Origin of the sequence: Amycolatopsis sp. WAC 04169, from assembly GCF_003947535.1 — a bacterium.
GTDB lineage: Bacteria > Actinomycetota > Actinomycetes > Mycobacteriales > Pseudonocardiaceae > Amycolatopsis > Amycolatopsis keratiniphila.
In genome coordinates this window covers 46,007-65,829 of sequence record NZ_QHJI01000011.1, presented here as the reverse complement: position 1 = coordinate 65,829, position 19,823 = coordinate 46,007, and the positions used below count along the sequence as shown (strand labels likewise).

Genomic DNA, 19,823 nt, shown 5'->3' with positions numbered 1-19,823 from the left:
CGCCCCTCATGGAGCGGCGACGTCACGCAGAGTGTGCGAAGGTGGCGGCATGGCCGCTTCCCCAAGGCGATTCCCGCTGTCCTGGACCACCGTCATGCCGGTCGTCGCCATCGTCGTGCTGGCGCTGAGCTGGGGCCGCGACCTGGGCGCGGTGCCGGTGATCATCGTCGCGCTCGCGCTCGGCGGGACGGTGCTGGCCGCGGTGCACCACGCCGAAGTGGTGGCGCATCGCGTCGGGGAACCGTTCGGCTCGCTGGTGCTGGCGATCGCCGTCACCGTCATCGAAGTCGCGCTGATCGTGACGATGATGTCCTCCGGCGGCCCCGAGGCCGGGACGCTGGCCCGTGACACGGTGTTCGCCGCGGTGATGATCACCATGAACGGCATCGCCGGGATCTCGCTCATGGTCGGCGCCCGTCGTTACGGCGAAACGCACTTCAACCCCGAGGGCAGCGGCGGTGCGCTCGCCACCGTGGCGACGCTCGCCACGGTCAGCCTCGTGTTGCCGACCTTCACCACCAGCACCCCGGGGCCGGCCTTCAACGGCACGCAGCTCACCTTCGCCGCCGTCGCCTCGTTGCTGCTCTACGGCCTTTTCGTGCTCACGCAGACCGTGCGCCATCGGGACTTCTTCCTGCCGGTCGACAGCGAGGGCTCGGTCAAGGAAGAGGAACACGCCGAGCCGCCGACCAACAGAGCCGCGCTCACCAGTCTTGGGCTGCTGCTCGTGGCGCTGGTCGCCGTCGTCGGCCTGGCGAAGGTCGAATCCCCCGCCATCGAAGCGGGGGTCAGCGCGGCGGGCTTCCCGCAGTCGTTCGTCGGCGTCGTGATCGCCATGCTGGTGCTGCTGCCGGAAACGCTGGCCGCGACCAGGGCCGCGCGGCGCGATCGGATGCAGACCAGCATCAACCTCGCCTACGGTTCGGCGATCGCCAGCATCGGGCTCACCATCCCGACCATCGCGCTGGCGTCGATCTGGCTGGACGGGCCCCTGCTGCTGGGGCTCGGCGCGACCCATATCGTGCTGCTGGCGCTGACGATCGCGGTCAGCGTGCTCACCGTCGTCCCCGGCCGTGCGACCCGGCTGCAGGGCGGGGTGCATCTGGTCCTGCTGGCCTCGTTCCTGGTGCTCGCCATCAACCCGTGACACGAGTCCTCTTCGGACCGGGTTCTGTCGGGGGTCCCGGGTAATCTCAGCCCCGTGAACGCTCGGGACCGCATCCAAGAACTCGCCGATCAGATCGTCGTCCTTCGCGACGCCTACTACCGGGGCTCGCCGAAGGTGGCCGACGCCGACTACGACGCGATCGAAGACGAATTGCGCGGGCTCATCGCGGCGAATCCCGAGCTGACCCCGGAGCCGAACCCGCTCGACCAGGTGGGCGCGCCCGCCGTGCTGCACGCGCCCATCCGGCACTCGCGGCCGATGTTGTCGCTGGAGAAGGCGACCAAACCCGAGCAGGTCGAGGCGTTCTTCGCCCGGTTCCCCGGGCAGCCGGTGGTCGTCATGCCGAAGCTCGACGGTCTGTCGCTCGCCCTCGTCTACGAAAACGGGCGGCTTGCCAGGGCGGTCACCCGCGGCGACGGGACCACGGGCGACGACGTGACGATGCTGGTCCGGGCGCTGACCGACGGCGTCCCGGACAAGGTCGACGCGCCCGGCCGGGTCGAGGTCCGCGGTGAGGCCGTCATGCTGCGGTCCACTTTCGCCGCCTACAACAAGGTCCACCCGGACAAGCCGCTGATCAACCCGCGCAACGCCGCCGCCGGCACCCTGCGAGCGAAGGATCCGGCCACCGTCGCCGAGCGGCGTCTCCAGTTCTTCGCGTTCGACCTCTCCACGGAGCCCGACAGCGCGGAAACCGATCTCGACGGTGCGCTGCGGACGCTCGGTTTCGCCGCCGCCGACATGCGGCACTGCGAAGACGCCGCGTCGGCGCAGGCCGTCATCACGACCATCGAGCAGCAGCGCAACGACCTCGACTACGACCTCGACGGCGCGGTGCTGCGCCTGGCGGATCGCGACGCGTACGCCGCCGCGGGAACCCGGTCCAGCTCACCGCGCGGGGCGCTGGCCTTCAAATTCGCCGCCGAAGAGAAGACCACCGTGCTCGCCGACGTCGTCTGGGATGTCGGCAAGACCGGCAAGATCGCACCCGTCGCGTGGCTGGAGCCGGTGTTCGTCGGCGGGACCACGGTCACACGGGCGACGTTGGCCAACCAGGAGGTCATCAAGGCCCGCGGCATCAAGATCGGCGACACCGTGCTCGTGCGCCGCGCCGGCGACGTGATCCCGTTCGTGGCCGGCGTCCTCGACGCCACCAAGCGCACCGGCGAGGAGCGGGAGATCGTGCCGCCGTCGGTGTGCCCGTCGTGCGAAGAGCCGTTGACCGAACAGGGCAACAGCCGGGAACTGTTCTGCACCAACGTCGCCTGTCCCGCCCAGACCGTCCGGCGGCTGATCCACTGGGCGTCGCGCGCGGCCGCGGACATCGACGCGATCGGCGGCGTCTGGATCGAGCGGCTCGCCGAGGCCGGGATTCTCGAACACCCGTCGGATTTCTACCGTCTCACCAAGGAAAAGCTGCTGGAGTTCGATCGCATCGGCGACATCTCCGCCACCCGCATGATCGAGTCGATCGACGCGAGCCGGGCCGTCGGCCTGCGCCGGGCGCTGATCGGCCTCGCGATCCCGATGGCCTCCGAAGGCACCGCCGCGCGGCTGTGCCGGGCCGGATTCGGTTCGCTGGAAGCCGTCGCCGACGCGGGCGAAGAGGGGCTCGTCGCCGTGGAGGACATCGGCCCGAAGGTCGCCGCGTCCCTGATCGAGCACCTCACCCGGCTCCGCCCCGAGCTCGAGCGGCTGCGCGAGGCCGGCGTCTCGCTGGACGTACGTGACGAAGACCTCCCGCCGGTCGTCGCGGCCGGCGCTCCGCTGGAAGGCAAGACGGTCGTGGTCACCGGGTCGATCAGCGATCCGCGTTCCGGCGAGAAGGTGCCGCGCCCGACTTTCCAGCGGCTGTGCGAAAAGGCGGGCGCGACCATCGCGTCGTCCGTCTCGGCGAACACGGACCTGCTCATCACCGGCGCCGACGTCGGCGCGAGCAAACTCACCAAGGCCGAAAAACTCGAAGTCGAGGTCGTCGACCAGGGCGTGATCTGGGGTCAGCTGATCGAAGCCGGCGTCGTCTAGCTGACGGGCGGGTCCAAGGCCTGAAGCTCGGCGTGCGCGGCTTCGCGAAACCGAGCCCATTGCTCGTGCAGGTAGTCCCAGACGAGCTGCCCATCGGGTGTCCCGTCCCAGTAGGCTCGGTTGAGCCGGTCGGCCAGTTCACCGAGCGGACCGGCGAGACCGGTCGGCGCAATCAACGCCAGCCGGTTGTGCAGGAACCACATGCGATGTGAGAGCTCTGTCGACCGCTCGTCACCGTCTGCGGTCGCGCGCTCCATCTCCTGGTAGACCTCGAGATATCCCTCCACCGCGAGACGCAATTCCGTTCGGCGGTCCGCCGCACGCACCAGGCGTTCCCGGCGCTCGGCGGACCGCCCCGCCACGTGCTGGCTCACGATCGTGCCCGCGGCGCCGATCGCCGTTCCCAGCAAGGTCCCCACCACCAGAAGCCAGTTCATGACTGCTAGTCGTGGGCGCGTCCTGGCTCGTTAACGCGGTTTCGGTTGTAAGACCTACCGTCCCGCCAGCGATATCCGGGGGAGCGTCGGCCGCATCGGACAGGAGACGGACGTTGGGCGATCAGGGACAAGCCACGGGGATCGAAGACGAGCGCTACGAACCTCTTGTTCGCGAACTCGTCTTGATCCAACAGCAGACCCACCAGATAGCCAGGACCCAGTTCGTGCAGTCACGGATCTGGTGGACCATCAATCTGCTCGTCGGCCTACCCGCCGCTGGGGTGGCCGCCGCAGCAGGCGGGCTCGCGCTGTCGGGCGCGAGCCGCGCCGGCCTGGTCGGTGTGCTCGCGTTGGTCTCCGCGACACTGGGATCGTTCCAAACGGTGCTCGGCGCGCAACGACGCCAGTCGAACGCCGAGCGCTGCGGGAATTCCTACCTGGAAGTCCGCAACGCGGCTAGGCGGCTCGCGCGGATCGATCTGGAGACGATGGAGTATTCCGACGCACGGCGCACCCTCGAAGAACTGACCAGGCGACAGGAGGAGGTCAATCGTTCGGCGGACCCGCCATCGTTTCTCGCCATGCGCGTCGGCAGGAAGCTTGCCTACGGAAGCGACCTCCATCCAGATCTCCAGCCCAAAGACGCGTTCGCGATCCCGGCCCAGCCGTGAGCCGTCAATCCGCGGGCTTCGTCCGGTAGCGCGGGCTCGTCGAGTGCCATTCGAAACCGCCGCCCATCCAGCCCCGCAATCCGCGTAGGAACCGTTGCAGCTCAACGGAGGGAACGCCGCTCAATTTCTCGTGGGCGGCCTGGAAGTCCCGGACGACGTCGTTGTGCAGCTCGACGGTGATCGCCGTGGCCTCTTCGATCGTGCATTTCCGGTCGTCGGCGATCAGCAGTACCGCGTTGCAGGGCGGCGACTCGTCCTCCAGATCCTTGGTGACGGAATGCACGTCGTTGACGAGCACGGCCGCCGTACCCGCTTGGATCGCCGCCTCGCGGACCCGAGGGTCGTAGTAGAGGTTCGCGGTCAGTTCGTAGCCGCCGAGGACGTCGATCAACGTCATCGAGGTGTAGAAGCTGTCGTGCTGCCGGGCGGCCAGATACTCCCACGCGGGCGGGTATTTCCCGCTGTGCCGCCACGCCGCGTACGCCGTCCAGCTCACGAACATCGCGAAGGTCGAGTAGCAGACACGCTGGACCTGCGCGGCCGTCCCGGATCGCCGCAGGAAGTCCGTCGCCGAGCCCAGCGCCACCAGGACCCGGTCGTTCCGCAGCGTTTCGTCGAGGTCTCGGCTGAATTCGCCCAGCGACGGCACCGGGTCCATGGCGGCCATCGCCAGCGCGAGCTTCGGCGGCAGCTCGGCGGGCACCGCGCCGAGCGACGTGTCGTCGGCGTAGAGATCGTCGGCCGCCCACCAGGCCGCGTTGAGCTTCGCCGAGATCAACAGCCGCTCGGGATCTTCACAGTCCGGGTGGGCGAGCATGACGAGCCTGCCGAAGCCCGCCTTGCCGATCTGCTCGCACTCCTCCTCGTCGAATCCGCACTCCCCCGCCCACAGCGTCAGCCGCCGGTCGACCTCCACGGCGAGCGGGTCGTTGATCCGTTCGGTCACGGGGCAGTACAGCGGCGGCGCCGACCCGTCGCCCCACGGCCGGTACGCGTAAGCCGGGTCGAGACCGGGTTCCTCAGGTGACGGAGCCTCCTGAGGAACCGCGGTCAGCCGGGACGCCAGCCGGGCGGCCGACGTGCCCAGCCCCCTCGGACCGGCCAGTAGCGTGGCGAGCGCACCCTGTTCGGTCATCGCTTCGCTCTCCAGGTTCAGACGCGGTCCGCGGCGATGAGCAGATAGTGGAAGCTGCCTTCGCGGTAGGCGTCGAGGAACGGCCCTTCGATCCCGGTCGCCACCGAAGACTTCGCCCGCAGCTCCCAGTACGGGATCGTGTCCGGCGTCAGATCCACCACCGAGATCGGCACCAGGGAGTTGGCCGTCATGGCCTTGAAGTACTCGCTGCGCGGATGGATGTTGCACGTGTAGTGCTGGTCGATCTGCGCGACGGCCTTCGACCGGCCGCCGGTCACGTCGTTGTAGCACCCGGTGATGGTGACGTAGCGGCCGCCGAACTCCAGCTGCCGCGCGTGCTCGGCGAACAGCTCGTGGAGGTCCACGTACATGGTGCTTTCGTTGTTCCAGATCGCCTTGCGCGAGCCGGTTTCGAAGCCGGTGTCGAGCATGTTGCGGAAGTGGTAGCGCACCCGGTCGGCGACGCCGCGGATGTCCGCCTGGTGATTGGCGAACTCGACCTGCTTCTCCGAGATCGAGATCCCGTCGACGTGGCAGCCGAACCTCGCGTTGGCCATGATGCTGGTCCCGCCGCGCCCGCAGCCGGCGTCGAGGAGCCGGTCGTCCGGTTTGACGTCGCCGAGGTGATCGAGCAGGACGTCGGCCTGCGCCGTCTCCAGGCGGTGCATTTCGGCGATGATCCGCTCGTCGCGGGTCTCTTCGGGGCCTTCCAGCACGGACCAGTCGACCTCGCCGACCCCGTAGTGGTGGTGGTAGAGCCCGTCCACATCGCCCAGCCGCAGGTTGACCGGGTCCTTCTCCTTGTTCCAGTACGACGCCACCGACTTCTGGTACTCGGTGCGCAGAACCTTTGCGGGAGCGGGAGTGCGGGCGATGGTCACGTGGGTGGTCCTTTCTGGAGCGTTGTTGTTCGTTGTCGTCGCGGGGCGAGGGGTCACCGCGCGACCTCGACGTTCTCCAGGACGCCGAGCGCGTCGGGCACGAGAACGGCGGCGGAGTAGTAGGTGCTGACCAGGTAGCTGGCGACCGCCTGATCGGAGATGCCGTCGAAGCGCACGTTCAGGCCCGGCTCGTACTCGTCGGGCAGGCCGGTCTGGTGCAGCCCGATCACGCCGTTGTCCTCGACGCCGGTCCGCATGGCGAGGATCGAGGACGTGCCGCTGTCGGTGATCGGGATCTTGTCGCAGGGCAGCAGCGGCACCCCGCGCCACGCGGCGACCACCTTGCCGTCGACGGTGGTGCCTTCCGGATACAGGGCGCGGCGCGTGCATTCCCTGCCGAACGCGGCGATCGCGCGCGGGTGGGCGAGGAAGAACTTCGTCTTGCGGCGGCGGCTGACGAGTTCGTCCATGTCGTCGGGAGTCGGCGGACCGGACCGGGTCTGGAACCGCGACTTGAGGTCGGCGTTGTGCAGCAGGCCGAACTCGCGGTTGTTGATCAGGTCGTACTCCTGCCGCTCACGCAGCGCCGAAATGGTCAGCCTGAGTTGCTCCTCGAACTGGTCCATCGGGCCGTTGTAGAGATCGGTCACCCGCGTGTGCACCCGGAGCGCCGTCTGCGCGACGGCCAGGTCGTACTCGCGCGGCGAGATCTCGTAGTCGACGAACGTGCCCGGCAGCAGCGGCTCACCGTCGTGTCCGGACGACATCCCGATCTCGGCCTCGCCCTTGGCGTTCTGCGGCTTTCCCTTGTGCGACAGCATGTCCTGCACGTGGCGGCGCATCGCCTCCGACCGGCCGTTGAGGTCGGCGAAGTCTTCGGCGCGCAGGGTCAGCACGATCACCGGGGTGACGGCCTTGGCGGTGAACGGCCAGTTCCGGTCGATGCCGGCGAGCATCTCGTCTCCGAAGTGGTCGCCGTCGGCCATGCTGCCGACGGAGGCTTCCGCGCCGTACTCGCCCGGCACCACCTTGGCGATCTTGCCGTGCGCGACCAGCACGACCTCTTCGAGCGGAGCGCCGTGGCTGACGATCGTCTCGCCGGGCTGGTACTCGTGCTGCACGAACCGGTCGGCGAGCGCGGTGAGCGTGTCCTCGTCGTCGAAACCACGCAGCAGAGCCAATTCCGAGAGTTCCTGCGGGACGACCCGGACCTCCGTGCCGACGTTGGTGAAGCTCACCCGTCCGTCGCCGATCGCGTAGGTCAGCCGCCGGTTGACCCGGAAGGTGCCACCGGTCGCCTCGACCCAGGGCAGCATCTTCAGCAGCCAGCGCGGCGTGATGCTCTGCATCTGCGGCCGCGTCTTGGTGGTCGTCGCCAGGTTCCGCGCGGCGGCGGGGCCGAGACTGAGCCGCCGGTCGGACTCCGGCGTCGCGGCGGTCATCCTTCGCGGCCGAGTTCGGCGGCTTCGAGGACGGCCAGCGCGTCCGGTACGAGCACGGCGGCGGAGTAGTAGGTGCTGACCAGGTAGGAGATGATCGCCTGCTCCGAGATGCCCATGAACCGGACGTTCAGCCCGGGCTCGTATTCGTCCGGCAGGCCGATCTGCCGCAGGCCGACGACGCCCTGGTTCTTCTCCCCGGTGCGGATCAGCAGCACGGAACTGGTGCTGGTCTGGCTCACCGGGATCTTGTTGCACGGCAGGATCGGGACACCGCGCCACGACGGCACCTTGTGCCCGCCGAGATCGGTGCCGGTCGGGTAGATGCCGCGTTTGCTGCACTCGCGGCTGAACGCGGCGATCGTGCGCGGATGCGCGAGGAAGAAGCCGGGTTCCTTCCACACCAGGGCGAGCAGGTCGTCGAAGTCGTCCGGCGTCGGCGGGCCGGTGCGCGTCGCGATCCGCTGGGTGAAGTCGGCGTTGTGGAGCAGGCCGAAGTCGGTGTTGTTGATCATTTCGTGCTCTTGCCGCTCACGCAGCGCTTCGATGGTCAGGCGCAACTGCTGTTCGGTCTGGTCCATCGGCTGGTTGTACAGATCGGACACCCGGCTGTGGACCCGGAGCACGGTCTGGGCGACGCTCAGTTCGTATTCGCGCGGTGAGGTCTCGTAGTCGACGAACGTGCCCGGCAGCAGCGGCTCACCGTCGTGTCCGGACGAGATGTCGATCTCGGCCTCGCCGAAGTCGTTGGAGCGCCCGGAATCCTGTGACGCCTGCTCGATCTGCGCCTGCAGTGATTCGGACTGTTCCAGTACGCGTTCGAAGTCCTGGCGCGTCAGGGTGAGCACGGTGCACGCGGTGGCCGCCTTGGCGGTGAACTCCCAGATGCCGTCGTCGTCGACGAGGATTTGCGCGCCGAAGTAGTCGCCGTCCTTGACCACGCCGAGCGCGGTCTCGTCACCGTAGTGGCCGGGGCCGGTCTTGCTGATCTTGCCGTGCGCGATGAGAAAGACCCGATCGGCGCGATGCCCGAATTCGACGAGTACGTCGCCTGCCGCCACTTCCTGCTGTTCGAAGCGGCGGGCGAGTTCGGCGAGGACTTCTTCGTCGTCATATCCCTTGAGCGGTTTCAGTTCACCGAGTTCCGCCGGGATCACGCTGACCTCGGCGCCCGCCTTCGAGAAGGTCACTCGTCCGTCGCCGACCGCGTAATTGAGCCGCCGGTTGACCCGGTAGGCACCACCGTTCACCTGAACCCATTCGAGCGACTTCAGCAGCCACCGGGACGAAATCCCCTGCATCTGAGGAACGGATTTGGTCGTCGTCGCCAGGTTGCGCGCGGCGGCCCGACCCAAACTCAGCTGCGGATTTTCCGGCCCCTGGACACCTTCGGCGGAAGTGTCCGATTCGGTCACGGTCACAGCAAGGTCCACCCTTCGATAGTCGTGTGAACAAACAAGATCCACAAATCGCGGCGTGCCGGTCATGCCCCGAAGTGCGGCCCCGCAGGATCAACATAGCAAGGGGTTTTTCCCGCACAAGCGCACTATCAGGTAATACGACAAGGCCACCCGAATGCCGATTTTCCCATTGCGCAGGAAAGCTTTTGTTCATGTCACTCGGCGCTTTATGGCGGCACGCAATCGGGCCAGTAATTGTTCTGAGGTGTCACGCGAGGCCACGCCGAAACTCCCCCGCGTGCCCGCGACACGGCCGTTGGAGTGGCCATACGGGACTCTTTCGGGTCGCCTCCGCGTCCTCGTTCGACACTGGCTTGACAGACAGCGACGAAACAGAGGGTCGCGTCCGGACACTCCGTCGGGTCATGGTTCAGCCCTTGCTGACATATCAGCGATGGCTGTACTGTCCTGCGAGTGCTGACATGTGAGACTCAGGGTGCCGCGCTCGCCCGGCTCGGTCGTGCCCTCGCCGACCCGAATCGGTGCCGCATCCTGGTCGCCCTCCTCGACGGGGTGAGCTATCCCGGCAGGCTGGCCGATCAGCTCGGCCTGAGCCGATCGAACGTGTCGAATCACCTCGCCTGCCTGCGTGGCTGCGGGCTGGTCGTGGCGACCTACGAAGGTAGGCAGGTCCGCTATTCGTTGGCGGACGAGCATCTGGCCCGCGCGCTGCGGGAGCTCGTCCAGGTCGTGCTGGCCGTCGACACCGCCGAGCCCTGTGTGGACGAGGTGCTCCGATGAGCGTGGAAAGTGACTCGTGTACGGACGGTTGCCGCGCCGAGGAGTCCACAGTGGCCCCGGATCGGCGCGCGGTGCTGTCCCGGCGCGTCCGGCTTCTGGTCGCCGCGACGATCACCTACAACGTCGTCGAGGCGGTCGTCGCCATCTCCGCGGGCACCATCGCGTCCTCGACCGCCCTGATCGGCTTCGGTCTCGACTCGGTCATCGAGGTCGCTTCGGCCGCGGCCGTCGCGTGGCAGTTCTCCGGCAAGGACCCGGAAGCCCGAGAACGCACCGCACTCAAGGTCATCGCGGTGTCCTTCTTCGCGCTGGCCGCCTATGTCACCGTCGAGTCGGTACGTTCCCTGTTCGGAGCCGATCCCGCCGAGCACTCCCCTGTCGGCATCGTGCTGGCGGCGGTATCCCTGCTCGTGATGCCTTTCCTGTCCTACGCTCAGCGCCGGGCCGGGCGCGAACTGGGCTCCGCGAGCGCCGTCGCCGACTCGAAGCAGACCTTGCTCTGCACCTACCTTTCCGGTGTGCTGCTCGTCGGGTTGCTGCTCAACAGCCTCTTCGGCTGGTACTGGGCCGATCCCGTGGTCGCGCTCGTCATCGCCGCCGTCGCGATCAAGGAAGGCCGCGAGGCCTGGCGCGGCGAGCACTGCTGCTGAAAGGAGCGCCATGACCCCGCCCGCACGGTGGAACCGGTACTGGGACGGCAAATCCCGGAACTACGACCGGGAAATGCAGTTCATGGACCGGAAGCTCTTCGGCGATTCGCGGGCGTGGGCCTGCGGGCAGGCCACCGGTGAAGTCCTCGAAGTCGCCGTCGGGACCGGCCTGAACCTGCCGCTCTATCCAGGCGAAGTCACGCTCACCGGCATCGACCTCAGCGACGGCATGCTCGCCATCGCCCGCGGCCGCGCCGAACGCCTCGGCCATCCGGTGACGCTACGGCGCGCCGACGCGCACGACCTCCCTTTCGACGCCGATTCGTTCGACACCGTCGTCTGCACCCTCGGGCTCTGCGCCATCCCCGACGACGGCAAGGCATTGCGGGAGATGACCCGGGTCCTCCGGCCGGGCGGCAGGCTCATCCTGCTCGACCACATCGCGAGTTCGTCCCGCGCGGTCCGCGGTCTGCAATGGATCGCCGAGAAGATCACCGTGCCGATGGCAGGCGAGCACTTCCTCCGGCGGCCGTTCGACAGGATCGGCGACCTCGGCCTGGCCGTCGAACAGCGGGAGCGGTTCAAACTCGGGCTGGTGGAACGGCTCGTCGCCCGCAAATGAGCCATGTCATCGAAATTTCATCGACACGGACGATCCTGATGACGTGACCTACCCCCAGCAGCAGCCGCCCCTCTGGCAGCAGTACCCCGTCGCCCCGCCGAAGAAGACGCCCAACACCCCACTGATCGCCGGGATCGCCGCCGCGTCGCTCGTCGTGACCGGCGGGGCCATCGCGGTGACCGTGGCGCTCACCACCGGCGGCAGCGCTCCCGAGGTCGACCCCGACCCGTTTTCCGCACAGGCAGGCGATTGCCTCTCGGCCGACGAAGACGCCGGCTCCAACGGCGCGTTCAGCGCCAGCGCCGTGCGGGTGCACTGTTCGGACAGCTCCGCCAACTACACGGTGATGGCACAGCTTTCGAGCGGGTCCGGTTCGGATTGCAACGCCGTGCCCGGCTACGAGTACGGCAACCCCGTCGTCTACGACTTCACGTCGGGCCAGTCGCGGGAACTCTGCGTCATGCCCAAGGGCTGAGCGAGGCGCTGTACCTGCCCGGCGTGCAGATCGCTCACCCACTCCCATCCGGGTTCGGCCGACGAGCCGATCCGCGGGTCTTCGGGAGTGCGGCCGTCGCGCACGGCGTGGACATACGCCCGGTCGCGGTCGATCCGTGCGCGCACCTCGCCGGCGCCGCCGACCGACCCGTGGCCCGGCACGACGACCTGAACGTCGTCCGCGACCTCGTCGAGCAGCCGAAGCCCGGCCAGGTAGTCCCCGAGCGGGTCGGCGGTGTCGTCGAACATCGGGACCAGGACGTCGGAAAGCATGTCGCCCGCGACGAGAACCCCGCTTTCCTCGATCACCAGCGCCGCATGGCCTGGAGCGTGGGCCGGATGCTCGACGAGCCGCAGTTCCGGGCCGCTCCAAGGAATCCGCGTGCTTCCGGCCGGTAGAGCGGTGATGAGGCCGAACAGATCCACCGGCACCTCGCCGGCGATCTCCGGCGGCAGCCCCTCGGCGAAGTCGGCCTTCCAGCCGGTTTTCGACCGCAGATCGCGTAGATAGGCCACGCAGCGTTCCGTGCCGTGGCGCGGCACGTCACCGAACGCGGGATGCCAGAGCGCGTGATCCCAGTCGGGATGTGTCGCGAAACCCGCCACCACGGTCCGGCCGGACTCGGCCAGGTCGTTCGCGAGGCAGGCCATCTCGTCTTCGGTGATCCCGGGATCGACGAGCAGCACGCCTTCCTCGCCATCGACGACGACCGTGTTGTTGCGGAGCAACGCGCTCTGGTGGACCAGTACACCCGCCGCGACCTGGGTCAGCATGCTCCGGTCACCTTCCAGGCCGCTTCGATCATTCGGAAGATCTCGTCCACCGCGGCCTCCGGATCGGCCGCCTCCCGGCCGATCGCGTAGGCGTCGATCACAAACCTCGCGATGGTGCGGCAGGCGATCGCGGACCGCGCCGACTCCGGGTCGGCCGCGATGGCCGCCGCCAGGGACTCCGCGTGACGCAGCCTCATCGAGTCCTCGTACTCCCGCAGAGCGGGCGATCCGTCGATCATGCGCCAGATAGGGGCGGCGCCGTCCGCCGTGCAATGCCGCACCATCGCATGAACCTCGCGGCACAGCGCGGGGATGAGCGGCTCTCCCGGCGACCTTTCGGCGACCGCCCGCGTGAGGCCTTGCTCGAAGTTCGCGTCCTGCTCGAACACCAAAGCCTCTTTCGAGGCGAAGTGGGAGAAGAGCGTCGTGACGGCGACGTCGGCCTCCGCGGCCACCTCGCGGATGCCCACCGCGTCGTACCCGCGCTCCAGGAAAAGCCGCAGGGCGGTCTCGGCGATCTTCTGACGGGTCGCGGCCTTCTTCCGCTCGCGACGTCCGGTCGGCGCTGTCATGCGGTGAAGCTACCAGATACGAAACAACAACCGTTCCAAAACACTAACCGTTAGTGCTACGGTCGGTCGCATGAAGCAAGTGATCTTCACCGAGTTCGGTGGCCCGGAAGTCCTGCGACTCGTCGACGCCGAAGAGCCGCACGCGGGGCCAGGCCAGGTACGCATCGCCGTGCGAGCGGCAGGAGTGAACCCCGTCGACTGGAGAATCCGCGAAGGCCAGGTCCTCGGCGCGCATCCGACCGTGCTGCCGTCCGGGGTGGGCATCGACGCCGCCGGCGTGGTGGACGAGGTCGGCGAAGGCGTCGCTGGGGTCGCGGTCGGCGACTCCGTGTTCGGCGAGGGTTCGAGCACCTATGCCGAGTTCGCCGTGCTGTCGGCCTGGGCGGTAATGCCCGACGGGCTCACCTTCGAGGAGGCGGCCGGATACCCGTCCGTCGTCGAGACCGCACTACGGCTCATCCGCGAAGCCGATGTGCGGCCGGGCGAGACACTGCTGGTCAGCGGTGCGTCCGGTGGAGTCGGCTCGGCCGTGCTGCAGATCGCGCGCGAACGCGGCATCACGGTGATCGGCACCGCGGGCGCCGCGAACCAGGACTATCTGCGCGAACTCGGCGCGCTCGCCACCACCTATGGCGAAGGTTGGGTGGACCGCGTGCGGCGGCTCGGCCGGGTCGACGCAGCCCTCGACCTCGCCGGGTCAGGCGTGATCGCGGAACTGGTCGAGCTGACCGGCGATCCGGCGAAGGTGCTCTCCATCGCCGACCTCGGCGCGCCCGCGTTCGGCGTCCGCTTCTCCGGCGTGGCCGGGAGCGTGCCGGACGCGCTGGCCGAGGCCGTCGACCTCATCTCGCGGGGGAAGCTGCACATCCCGGTCGAGAAGTCCTATTCGCTCGCCGACGCCGCGGCGGCACACGTCGACAGCCATGCCGGGCACACCCGCGGCCGCCGGGTCATCGTGGTCTGAGCGGGTTCAGGCGGCGGGAAGGATGACGACGCCGTCGTCATCGGAGTAGAGCGTGTCGCCGGGAGTGAAGGTCACTCCCCCGAAGCCGACCGGGACGTCGACAGCGCCGGCGCCCGCCTTGGAGCTCTTGCGCGGGTTGGTGCCGAGCGCCTTCACCCCGAGCGGGAGCCCGGCGAGCTCGGCGCTGTCGCGTACCGCGCCGTTGACGACGATGCCCGCCCAGCCGTTGTCGACGGCGGACTTCGCGATCATGTCGCCGGTGAGCGCGCTGTGCAGGGAACCGCCGCCGTCGACCACCAGGACGGCGCCGTCACCCGGGGTGGCCAGAAGTTTCTTGACCAGGCCGTTGTCCTCGTGACAGGAGACGGTGCGGATCGGACCCGAGAAGGACCGATGCCCGCCGAACTGGCGGAACTGGGTGTCGCAGACGCGCAGCCGGTCGCCGTGTTCGTCGACGAGGTCGGCGGTGGTGAAGGAATCGATCACGGTTCCCGAGTGTAGGGCGGGAAAAGCGTGTCCAGAACGTGGGTGAGGATGGCGGCGGGATCCGCGGCGGGGGCGACCGTCTGCCGCAGCGCGAGCCCGATGCCCAGCGCGCCCAGCATGACGACGGCCTGATCCAGTGGCATCGCGGGTTCGAGACGCAGGCGCCGGGTGTGTTCGGCGAGCAGGGCGACCACCTCGTCGTCGTGCCGTCGCTGGATCGCCGCGATCAACGCGGCCGTTTCCGGTTGCTGCGCCGTCGCCGCGAGCACCTCCGCGGCCGCCGCGCTCCACTTCGCCGCGTCCTTGTCCGCCACGTCGACGGGGTTCAGCGCCGCGATCACCTCGTCGCGCGAAGTGGCTCCGGCCAGCGCTTCGCGCAGTCCCCGCAGATGGCCGTCCGCGTCGGCTTCGATGATCGCCAGCCACAGCCCTTCCTTGCCGCCGAAGTGCTTGTAGACGGCGCCGCGGGTGTACCCGGCGTCGGCCGCGATCTCTTCCACCGTCGCCGCGAGGAAACCGCGCCGCAGGAAAACCTGGCGCCCGGCGGCCAGCAAGTGTTCATGGGTGCGGCGCTGCTGCTCGGCCCGCGTCAGCCTGGTCATCGGCTCCCATTCAGTAACAGCGTGTTTCTGGAAACGCGACGTTACTGTACCGTCGTGCGCATGGACCTCCTGGCACCCGTGGCGGCGTTTCTCAGCCTTCCCCTCTTCCTGGCCGGGTTCGCTTGGTACGCCGTCCGTGCCCGGCGTTGCGGTGTCAGCCAGTCCTTGCTCGCGCCGATCGAGGAGATCTGGGATCCGATCGCGCACAAGACGAACATCGAGATCCAGATCGAGGCCGAACGAAGTCCGGAGACGCCGTCCCCCGGTGATCCGCCCGACCTCAGTATCCGACGGTGAAATGCTGGTCCCGTCCCGGATTTTCGAGCTCGTCGACGATGGCGACCGCCGCGGAGAGGATCGTCGTCGTCCCTCGCCAGTAGGCGCCGGTCCGGACGCCGGGCTCGAGGATCGCGGGTGGGCTGAGGTACACCCAGTCGCCTGGGTGCGCTTCGCAGGCTTCAAGCTGTGTCGTGCTGGCCGAAGCGATGGTCCGCCACTCCGCCGGGACGAACGCCGGATCGTCGATCACGAGCCCGCCCGACGGCGAGCGCAGTGGTCCCGCGCCGCCCACGACCAGGACACGGAGACCCGCCGCGGCACCAAGCAGAGCCGTGACCGTGACGGCGACGGTGGCTTCCGCGCCGGGCTCGGGTCTGGTGGCGCCCACGACGGCGTCGACTCCCGCGAAGACCGCGCGCATCCGATCGACGTCGGTGGCGTCACCGCGCACGATCTCGACCCCGGGATGCGGCGATTTCGGTGGCGTACTCCGGAAAACGGCGGTGACGTGGTGTCCACGGGAAGCGGCTTCGGCGACGACACGGGAACCGGCCATCCCCGACGCTCCGACGACGGCGATCTTCATGGGACGGCGCTCTTCGGGGTGATCTGCCCCGCGACGATCGAGGCCAGTGCGAGCGCGAAGCCGACGAGTTGGATCAAGCCGAGCGACTGACCGAGCAGCGCGGCACCGAGCAGTGCGGCGACCATCGGCGAGAGCAGGCCGAGGACGGCGACCGAGGTGACCGGCAGCGACGTGATGCCGCGGAACCACAGGACGTAGGCGAGCAGGCCACCGACCAGGCCGAGCCAGAGGTAACCGAGAGCGGCGTTCAGGTCGATGGCGGGCGGTGCTCCTTCGAACAGGAAGGTCACCGGTACCAGGAACAACCCGCCCGCGGTGAGCTGCCACGAGGCGAAGGCGGTCGGCCCGACGTCCGCGGGGCGCCCCCAGCGTTTGGTGAGCGTGACGCCGAGCGCCATCGTCGCGGCGCCCCCGAGACCCGCGATCACCCCGATGAAGTCGAAGCCCGCCGCCGGCCCGAGCACCACCAGCCCGACACCCACGATCCCGACGACTCCCCAGGCGAACCGCCACGCGGACGGGCTCTGCCGCAGCACGGCCACGGCGAGGATCGCGACGAGCAGCGGCTGGGCGGCGCCGAGCGTGGCGGCGACTCCACCGGGCAGCCGTTCGGCGGCTACGAACAGCAGGGGGAAGAACATCCCTATGTTGAGGACACCGAGCGCGGCGGCCTTCAGCCACCAGGTGCCGCGCGGGAGGGTGCGAGTGATGGCGAGCGCGATGAGTCCGGCGGGCAGGGCGCGCATGAGTCCGGCGAACATCGGGTGTCCCGGCGGGAGGAGTTCGGTGGTGACCACGTAGGTCGTCCCCCAGACCATGGGGGCGAAGGCGGTCAGCGCGGTCCCGGCGAGACCGGTGGCGAGCGGTGTGGTCGTCAGCGTTTTCACGCTTCTCAGCTTCGACGGTGCGGATCAATGAGTCCAACACATGTTTGTCACGTGATCCATCGTGATTCAAGATGGATTGATGGAGCTTCAGCAGATGCGGTACGTCGTGGCCGTGGCGGAGACGAACAGCTTCACGCGGGCCGCGCAACGGTGCCTCGTCGTGCAGTCGGCATTGAGCCACCAGATCGCCCGGCTGGAACGGGAACTCGGCGCGCGGCTGTTCGAGCGCACCAGCCGCCGGGTGCGCCTCACCGCTGCGGGCGAGGCGTTCCTGCCCGCCGCCCGGCAATGCCTCGAAGCCGCCGAACGGGCGGGCTCGGAGGTCGCCGCGGCCGTCGGTGAGATCCGCGGGCGGCTCACCGTCGGAGTGATCCCGACCGTCGCGGCGGTCGACGTCCCGGCCGCTCTGCAGACTTTCCGCAGCCGATACCCGCACGTCCGGATCGGGCTGCGGGTCGGAGCGAGCGGCCAACTTGTCGAGCAGATCAAGGAGGGCGCGATCGAGGTGGCGTTCCTCGGCCTTCCGGTGACCGATCGGCCGGACGGTGTGGGCACCTGCGAACTGGGCCGCGACGACCTGATCGCCGTGGTGGCTCCCGGGCATCCGCTCGCCGTCGAGTCCGAAGTGGACTTGAAGCGGCTTTCGTCCGAAGTGTTCGTGGACTTCCCGTCGGGATCGGCGGGACGGGCCCAGACGGATCAGGCGTTCGCCGCGGCTGGCGTGACCCGGGAGGTCGCGTTCGAAGTGACGGCCGCCGACTTCATGGCGCGGCTCATCCATCAGGGACTGGGGGTGGCGCTGCTGCCGTCGAAGTACGTGCCGAATCTGACCGATGTCGTCACGGTGCCGGTGCGGGATGCGCCCGCTCGGATCGAGCATCTGGTCTGGAACCGCTTCACCGTCACTCCGGCGGCGAAGGCCTTCCTGGAGGTGCTGGGTGTCGCGAGTGGGGAGGACGGTTAGAACCAAGTCGCAGATCCGTGAAGGCCCCCTTCCCTCGGCTCAGCCGAGGAAACGCGACCTTCACACCTTCCCCAGTACGTGAAGGCCCCCTTCACTGCGTCTAGCGCAGTGAAGGGGGCCTTCACGTACTTCAAACGAACACAGGCGGCGGTGGCGTCTCCTGAGCGCGGACGCCTACTTGCCCTCCGCCTTGATGATCTCGTACAGGCTCGTCCACGAGCTACGCCCGTGGCCCGCGGCGATCGCCCGGTCGTAGTGGGACTTGATCGCCTCCGGCAGGATCACGTCGACCCCCGCGTCCCGGCTCGCCTGGACGATGTGGTCGGCCGTCGCGCCCATCATCGTGACGTTGGCGTCGTCGCCCGGGTGATCGCCCTTCTCGATCTGCTCGGCCGCGGCGTCCAGATAGAAATCCATCATCTTGAAGTTGTCCTTGGCGTACGGGACGAACTTCTCCGCAGGCACCCCTGCCGACCGAACCAGTGCGCTCGCGTGCAGGAACACCGAGAGCGAGGTGAGGAAGATGTCCAGCTGCGCCTGGTAGAACAGCTGCGCCAGCCGGACGTCCTCGCCGAGGTAGTCCGGTCGCCCGATCAGCGCCAGGGTGTCGCGGTGCTTCTCGAACACGTCGGTGGGGCCGCTGTAGAAGACGTAGGCCTCGTCCTTGCCCACCAGTTCGGCGGGCACCATCACTCCGCCGGCGACGAACCGCGCACCGCGGGCCTCGACCCACTCGGCGGCTTCGCGGGTCTTCTCCGGGGTGTCCGAGCTGAGGTTGACGATCACCTTGCCCGCCAAGGCGTCTTCGGCCTTGCCGAGGATGTCGTACATCGCGGCGTAGTCGGTGAGGCTCAGCAGCACCAGTTCCGACGCCGACACCGCGTCCGCCGGGGTTTCCGCACGCACGGCACCGGCGGCGACGACGCCGTCCGCGCGGGCGGCGGTGCGGTTCCAGACGGTCACTCCGTGGCCGTTCTCCAGCAGCACGCGGACCATGGCCTGTCCCATCGGGCCGAGCCCGATCAATGTGATCATTGTGTTTTCCTTACTTCTTGAGGAGTTCGATGACGCCGATCAGGTCTTCGGCGCCGTGTCCGTCGGCGACCCGCTTGTCCATCAGCGGCTGCAACGGGGTGAGCAGTTCGGCGCTGATGCCTTGGTCCGCCGCGGCTTTGGCGAGGTTCGGGAAGGCCGCGGCCTGCATCTCGATGTTCGACACGACATCGGTCACGTAGTCGCCGTCGTCGATCTGTTCGGCCGAGCGCTCCAGGAAGCCGCCCATCGCGTCCAGCCAGCCGCGGAGCAACGGCGCGAATTCCCGTGCCTTGACTCCGGCGGAGCCGACCAGCGCGTATGCCTGGATGACGCCGACGAAGTACCCGTACATCCCGCTGAGCAGCGCGATGTCGTGCAGTGGCGCGAGCCCGGGGTCGGCGCCGAGGTAGTTGACGCCGCCGAAGGTCTCGAGCGCGGTGCGCGCCCGGCCGAAGACGGTGCCCGATCCGCTGTAGAAGATGAACGCCGCGGGCGTGCCGATCATCGGCGGGACGGCCATGATGCCGCCGTCCAGATAGGCCGCGCCCAGTTCCTCCGCCCAGGCGCTCATTTCGCGCGCCTGGCCGGGGGTGCCGTTGGTCAGGTTGATCAGCTGCCGTCCCGCGAGCTCCGCCGCCACCGGGTCCAGGACCTCGTGCACCGAGTCGTAGTCCAGCAGGCAGGCGAGCACGATCGCGTTCGTGTCCGCCGCGAGAGCCTCCGAGACGGTCGAAGCGACCGAAGCTCCCTTCGCCGCCACCGCCTCGGTCCGGCTCACGGTCCGGTTCCACACGGTGACGGGGTGGCCCGCCGTCAGTAGTGCTTCTACGAGCGCGGTTCCCATCGCGCCCAGCCCCAGTACCGTCACCGGGGTCTTGCCGTGTTCGCTCATGGGACCACCGTGACGCGCCCCGCGCACGGATCGCTGCGGGTTCACGCACGGTCTTGTC

At 68.5% G+C, this 19,823-nt stretch carries 23 protein-coding genes; 10 read left to right on the top strand and 13 right to left on the bottom strand.

Annotation, left to right across the window (positions count from 1 at the left end):
* Nucleotides 1-49 precede the first annotated feature (49 nt).
* Together DMC61_RS29795 and ligA are read left to right on the top strand one after the other, a co-directional pair.
* On the top strand, nt 50-1,147 hold the full coding sequence (locus DMC61_RS29795) for a calcium:proton antiporter (protein ID WP_125693243.1): 1,098 nt from the start codon (nt 50-52) through the stop codon (nt 1,145-1,147).
* Nucleotides 1,148-1,201: 54 nt separating this feature from the next.
* Nucleotides 1,202-3,193 carry an NAD-dependent DNA ligase LigA gene (gene ligA / locus DMC61_RS29790; RefSeq protein WP_125693241.1) on the top strand — a complete coding sequence of 664 codons (1,992 nt, stop codon included), beginning with the start codon at nt 1,202-1,204 and terminating at the stop codon, nt 3,191-3,193.
* On the opposite strand, the gene DMC61_RS29785 is transcribed toward ligA, so the two are convergent.
* Complete coding sequence (locus DMC61_RS29785) at nt 3,190-3,630, bottom strand: hypothetical protein (RefSeq protein ID WP_125693239.1); 441 nt, start codon at nt 3,628-3,630, stop codon at nt 3,190-3,192. The two genes, ligA and DMC61_RS29785, sit on opposite strands and share 4 nt — an antisense overlap.
* Nucleotides 3,631-3,743: 113 nt before the next feature.
* Here DMC61_RS29785 and DMC61_RS29780 point away from each other — a divergent pair, with 113 nt between their 5' ends.
* A complete protein-coding gene (locus DMC61_RS29780) occupies nt 3,744-4,301 on the top strand; it encodes an SLATT domain-containing protein (RefSeq protein ID WP_158634146.1) in 558 nt (185 codons plus the stop codon).
* Nucleotides 4,302-4,305: 4 nt separating this feature from the next.
* Here DMC61_RS29780 and DMC61_RS29775 read toward each other — a convergent pair whose 3' ends face one another.
* From DMC61_RS29775 to DMC61_RS29760, 4 genes are read right to left on the bottom strand one after another with little or no spacing between them, the layout of a single operon-like run.
* Nucleotides 4,306-5,436 carry a family 2 encapsulin nanocompartment cargo protein terpene cyclase gene (locus DMC61_RS29775; RefSeq protein ID WP_016334399.1) on the bottom strand — a complete coding sequence of 377 codons (1,131 nt, stop codon included), beginning with the start codon at nt 5,434-5,436 and terminating at the stop codon, nt 4,306-4,308.
* Nucleotides 5,437-5,453: 17 nt separating this feature from the next.
* Complete coding sequence (locus DMC61_RS29770) at nt 5,454-6,317, bottom strand: geranyl diphosphate 2-C-methyltransferase (protein ID WP_125693235.1); 864 nt, start codon at nt 6,315-6,317, stop codon at nt 5,454-5,456.
* A 53-nt stretch (nt 6,318-6,370) separates the two neighbouring features.
* Nucleotides 6,371-7,759: a family 2B encapsulin nanocompartment shell protein gene (locus DMC61_RS29765; RefSeq protein WP_125693233.1), complete on the bottom strand. Its 1,389-nt coding sequence runs from the start codon at nt 7,757-7,759 to the stop codon at nt 6,371-6,373.
* On the bottom strand, nt 7,756-9,177 hold the full coding sequence (locus tag DMC61_RS29760) for a family 2B encapsulin nanocompartment shell protein (protein ID WP_125693231.1): 1,422 nt from the start codon (nt 9,175-9,177) through the stop codon (nt 7,756-7,758). Before DMC61_RS29760 ends, DMC61_RS29765 begins: the two co-directional genes overlap by 4 nt.
* A gap of 453 nt (nt 9,178-9,630) precedes the next feature.
* Here DMC61_RS29760 and DMC61_RS29755 point away from each other — a divergent pair, with 453 nt between their 5' ends.
* Genes DMC61_RS29755 through DMC61_RS29740 form a run of 4 tightly spaced genes read left to right on the top strand, consistent with a single transcriptional unit; the run spans nt 9,631 to nt 11,704 of the window.
* Nucleotides 9,631-9,957 (top strand): helix-turn-helix transcriptional regulator, encoded by a 327-nt coding sequence (locus DMC61_RS29755; RefSeq protein ID WP_125693229.1) that lies wholly within the window; start codon nt 9,631-9,633, stop codon nt 9,955-9,957.
* Entirely contained in the window at nt 9,954-10,607 is a 654-nt protein-coding gene (locus DMC61_RS29750; protein ID WP_199750137.1) for a cation transporter, read from the top strand. The genes DMC61_RS29755 and DMC61_RS29750 overlap by 4 nt, the downstream gene beginning before the upstream one ends.
* A 10-nt stretch (nt 10,608-10,617) precedes the next feature.
* The gene (locus DMC61_RS29745) at nt 10,618-11,229 is read left to right on the top strand and encodes a class I SAM-dependent methyltransferase (protein WP_125693227.1); all 612 of its coding nucleotides are present in this window, start codon (nt 10,618-10,620) and stop codon (nt 11,227-11,229) included.
* Nucleotides 11,230-11,272: 43 nt separating this feature from the next.
* Nucleotides 11,273-11,704, top strand: a complete 432-nt coding sequence (locus DMC61_RS29740; RefSeq protein WP_125693225.1) for a hypothetical protein — start codon at nt 11,273-11,275, stop codon at nt 11,702-11,704.
* Here the strand turns inward: DMC61_RS29740 and DMC61_RS29735 are convergent.
* Together DMC61_RS29735 and DMC61_RS29730 are read right to left on the bottom strand one after the other, a co-directional pair.
* On the bottom strand, nt 11,650-12,498 hold the full coding sequence (locus DMC61_RS29735) for an MBL fold metallo-hydrolase (protein ID WP_125693223.1): 849 nt from the start codon (nt 12,496-12,498) through the stop codon (nt 11,650-11,652). The genes DMC61_RS29740 and DMC61_RS29735 overlap by 55 nt on opposite strands.
* Nucleotides 12,492-13,070, bottom strand: a complete 579-nt coding sequence (locus DMC61_RS29730; RefSeq protein ID WP_125693221.1) for a TetR/AcrR family transcriptional regulator — start codon at nt 13,068-13,070, stop codon at nt 12,492-12,494. The genes DMC61_RS29735 and DMC61_RS29730 overlap by 7 nt, the downstream gene beginning before the upstream one ends.
* A gap of 70 nt (nt 13,071-13,140) precedes the next feature.
* Here DMC61_RS29730 and DMC61_RS29725 point away from each other — a divergent pair, with 70 nt between their 5' ends.
* Nucleotides 13,141-14,034: an NADP-dependent oxidoreductase gene (locus DMC61_RS29725; protein WP_125693219.1), complete on the top strand. Its 894-nt coding sequence runs from the start codon at nt 13,141-13,143 to the stop codon at nt 14,032-14,034.
* Between the two features lie 6 nt (nt 14,035-14,040).
* Here the strand turns inward: DMC61_RS29725 and rraA are convergent, their stop codons facing one another.
* The gene (gene rraA, locus DMC61_RS29720; RefSeq protein WP_063273961.1) at nt 14,041-14,520 is read right to left on the bottom strand and encodes a ribonuclease E activity regulator RraA; all 480 of its coding nucleotides are present in this window, start codon (nt 14,518-14,520) and stop codon (nt 14,041-14,043) included.
* A complete protein-coding gene (locus DMC61_RS29715; protein WP_125693217.1) occupies nt 14,517-15,122 on the bottom strand; it encodes a TetR/AcrR family transcriptional regulator in 606 nt (201 codons plus the stop codon). The genes rraA and DMC61_RS29715 overlap by 4 nt, the downstream gene beginning before the upstream one ends.
* 60 nt (nt 15,123-15,182) lie before the next feature.
* Between DMC61_RS29715 and DMC61_RS29710 the strand changes: the two genes are divergently transcribed.
* A complete protein-coding gene (locus DMC61_RS29710; protein WP_233595006.1) occupies nt 15,183-15,419 on the top strand; it encodes a hypothetical protein in 237 nt (78 codons plus the stop codon).
* Here the strand turns inward: DMC61_RS29710 and DMC61_RS29705 are convergent.
* Together DMC61_RS29705 and DMC61_RS29700 are read right to left on the bottom strand one after the other, a co-directional pair.
* The gene (locus tag DMC61_RS29705) at nt 15,403-15,987 is read right to left on the bottom strand and encodes an NAD(P)-dependent oxidoreductase (RefSeq protein WP_125693215.1); all 585 of its coding nucleotides are present in this window, start codon (nt 15,985-15,987) and stop codon (nt 15,403-15,405) included. The two genes, DMC61_RS29710 and DMC61_RS29705, sit on opposite strands and share 17 nt — an antisense overlap.
* Nucleotides 15,984-16,874 (bottom strand): EamA family transporter, encoded by an 891-nt coding sequence (locus tag DMC61_RS29700; protein WP_125693213.1) that lies wholly within the window; start codon nt 16,872-16,874, stop codon nt 15,984-15,986. The genes DMC61_RS29705 and DMC61_RS29700 overlap by 4 nt, the downstream gene beginning before the upstream one ends.
* Nucleotides 16,875-16,953: 79 nt before the next feature.
* Between DMC61_RS29700 and DMC61_RS29695 the strand changes: the two genes are divergently transcribed.
* Nucleotides 16,954-17,838 carry a LysR family transcriptional regulator gene (locus DMC61_RS29695; RefSeq protein WP_125693211.1) on the top strand — a complete coding sequence of 295 codons (885 nt, stop codon included), beginning with the start codon at nt 16,954-16,956 and terminating at the stop codon, nt 17,836-17,838.
* A 174-nt stretch (nt 17,839-18,012) separates the two neighbouring features.
* Here the strand turns inward: DMC61_RS29695 and DMC61_RS29690 are convergent, their stop codons facing one another.
* Together DMC61_RS29690 and DMC61_RS29685 are read right to left on the bottom strand one after the other, a co-directional pair.
* The gene (locus tag DMC61_RS29690; protein ID WP_125693209.1) at nt 18,013-18,873 is read right to left on the bottom strand and encodes an NAD(P)-dependent oxidoreductase; all 861 of its coding nucleotides are present in this window, start codon (nt 18,871-18,873) and stop codon (nt 18,013-18,015) included.
* Between the two features lie 10 nt (nt 18,874-18,883).
* Entirely contained in the window at nt 18,884-19,765 is an 882-nt protein-coding gene (locus DMC61_RS29685) for an NAD(P)-dependent oxidoreductase (protein WP_125693207.1), read from the bottom strand.
* Between the last annotated feature and the right edge of the window lie 58 nt (nt 19,766-19,823).

Excerpts from the sequence above, each read along its gene's own strand:
- DMC61_RS29745 (WP_125693227.1), top strand. The coding sequence starts at position 10,618 with ATGACCCCGCCCGCACGGTGGAACCGGTACTGGGACGGCAAATCCCGG.
- DMC61_RS29785 (WP_125693239.1), bottom strand. The coding sequence starts at position 3,630 with ATGAACTGGCTTCTGGTGGTGGGGACCTTGCTGGGAACGGCGATCGGC.
- DMC61_RS29795 (WP_125693243.1), top strand. The coding sequence starts at position 50 with ATGGCCGCTTCCCCAAGGCGATTCCCGCTGTCCTGGACCACCGTCATG.
- DMC61_RS29735 (WP_125693223.1), bottom strand. The coding sequence starts at position 12,498 with ATGCTGACCCAGGTCGCGGCGGGTGTACTGGTCCACCAGAGCGCGTTG.
- DMC61_RS29705 (WP_125693215.1), bottom strand. The coding sequence starts at position 15,987 with ATGAAGATCGCCGTCGTCGGAGCGTCGGGGATGGCCGGTTCCCGTGTC.
- DMC61_RS29775 (WP_016334399.1), bottom strand. The coding sequence starts at position 5,436 with ATGACCGAACAGGGTGCGCTCGCCACGCTACTGGCCGGTCCGAGGGGG.
- DMC61_RS29750 (WP_199750137.1), top strand. The coding sequence starts at position 9,954 with ATGAGCGTGGAAAGTGACTCGTGTACGGACGGTTGCCGCGCCGAGGAG.
- DMC61_RS29690 (WP_125693209.1), bottom strand. The coding sequence starts at position 18,873 with ATGATCACATTGATCGGGCTCGGCCCGATGGGACAGGCCATGGTCCGC.
- DMC61_RS29685 (WP_125693207.1), bottom strand. The coding sequence starts at position 19,765 with ATGAGCGAACACGGCAAGACCCCGGTGACGGTACTGGGGCTGGGCGCG.
- DMC61_RS29715 (WP_125693217.1), bottom strand. The coding sequence starts at position 15,122 with ATGACCAGGCTGACGCGGGCCGAGCAGCAGCGCCGCACCCATGAACAC.
- DMC61_RS29710 (WP_233595006.1), top strand. The coding sequence starts at position 15,183 with ATGGACCTCCTGGCACCCGTGGCGGCGTTTCTCAGCCTTCCCCTCTTC.
- DMC61_RS29765 (WP_125693233.1), bottom strand. The coding sequence starts at position 7,759 with ATGACCGCCGCGACGCCGGAGTCCGACCGGCGGCTCAGTCTCGGCCCC.
- DMC61_RS29730 (WP_125693221.1), bottom strand. The coding sequence starts at position 13,070 with ATGACAGCGCCGACCGGACGTCGCGAGCGGAAGAAGGCCGCGACCCGT.
- DMC61_RS29695 (WP_125693211.1), top strand. The coding sequence starts at position 16,954 with ATGGAGCTTCAGCAGATGCGGTACGTCGTGGCCGTGGCGGAGACGAAC.
- DMC61_RS29725 (WP_125693219.1), top strand. The coding sequence starts at position 13,141 with ATGAAGCAAGTGATCTTCACCGAGTTCGGTGGCCCGGAAGTCCTGCGA.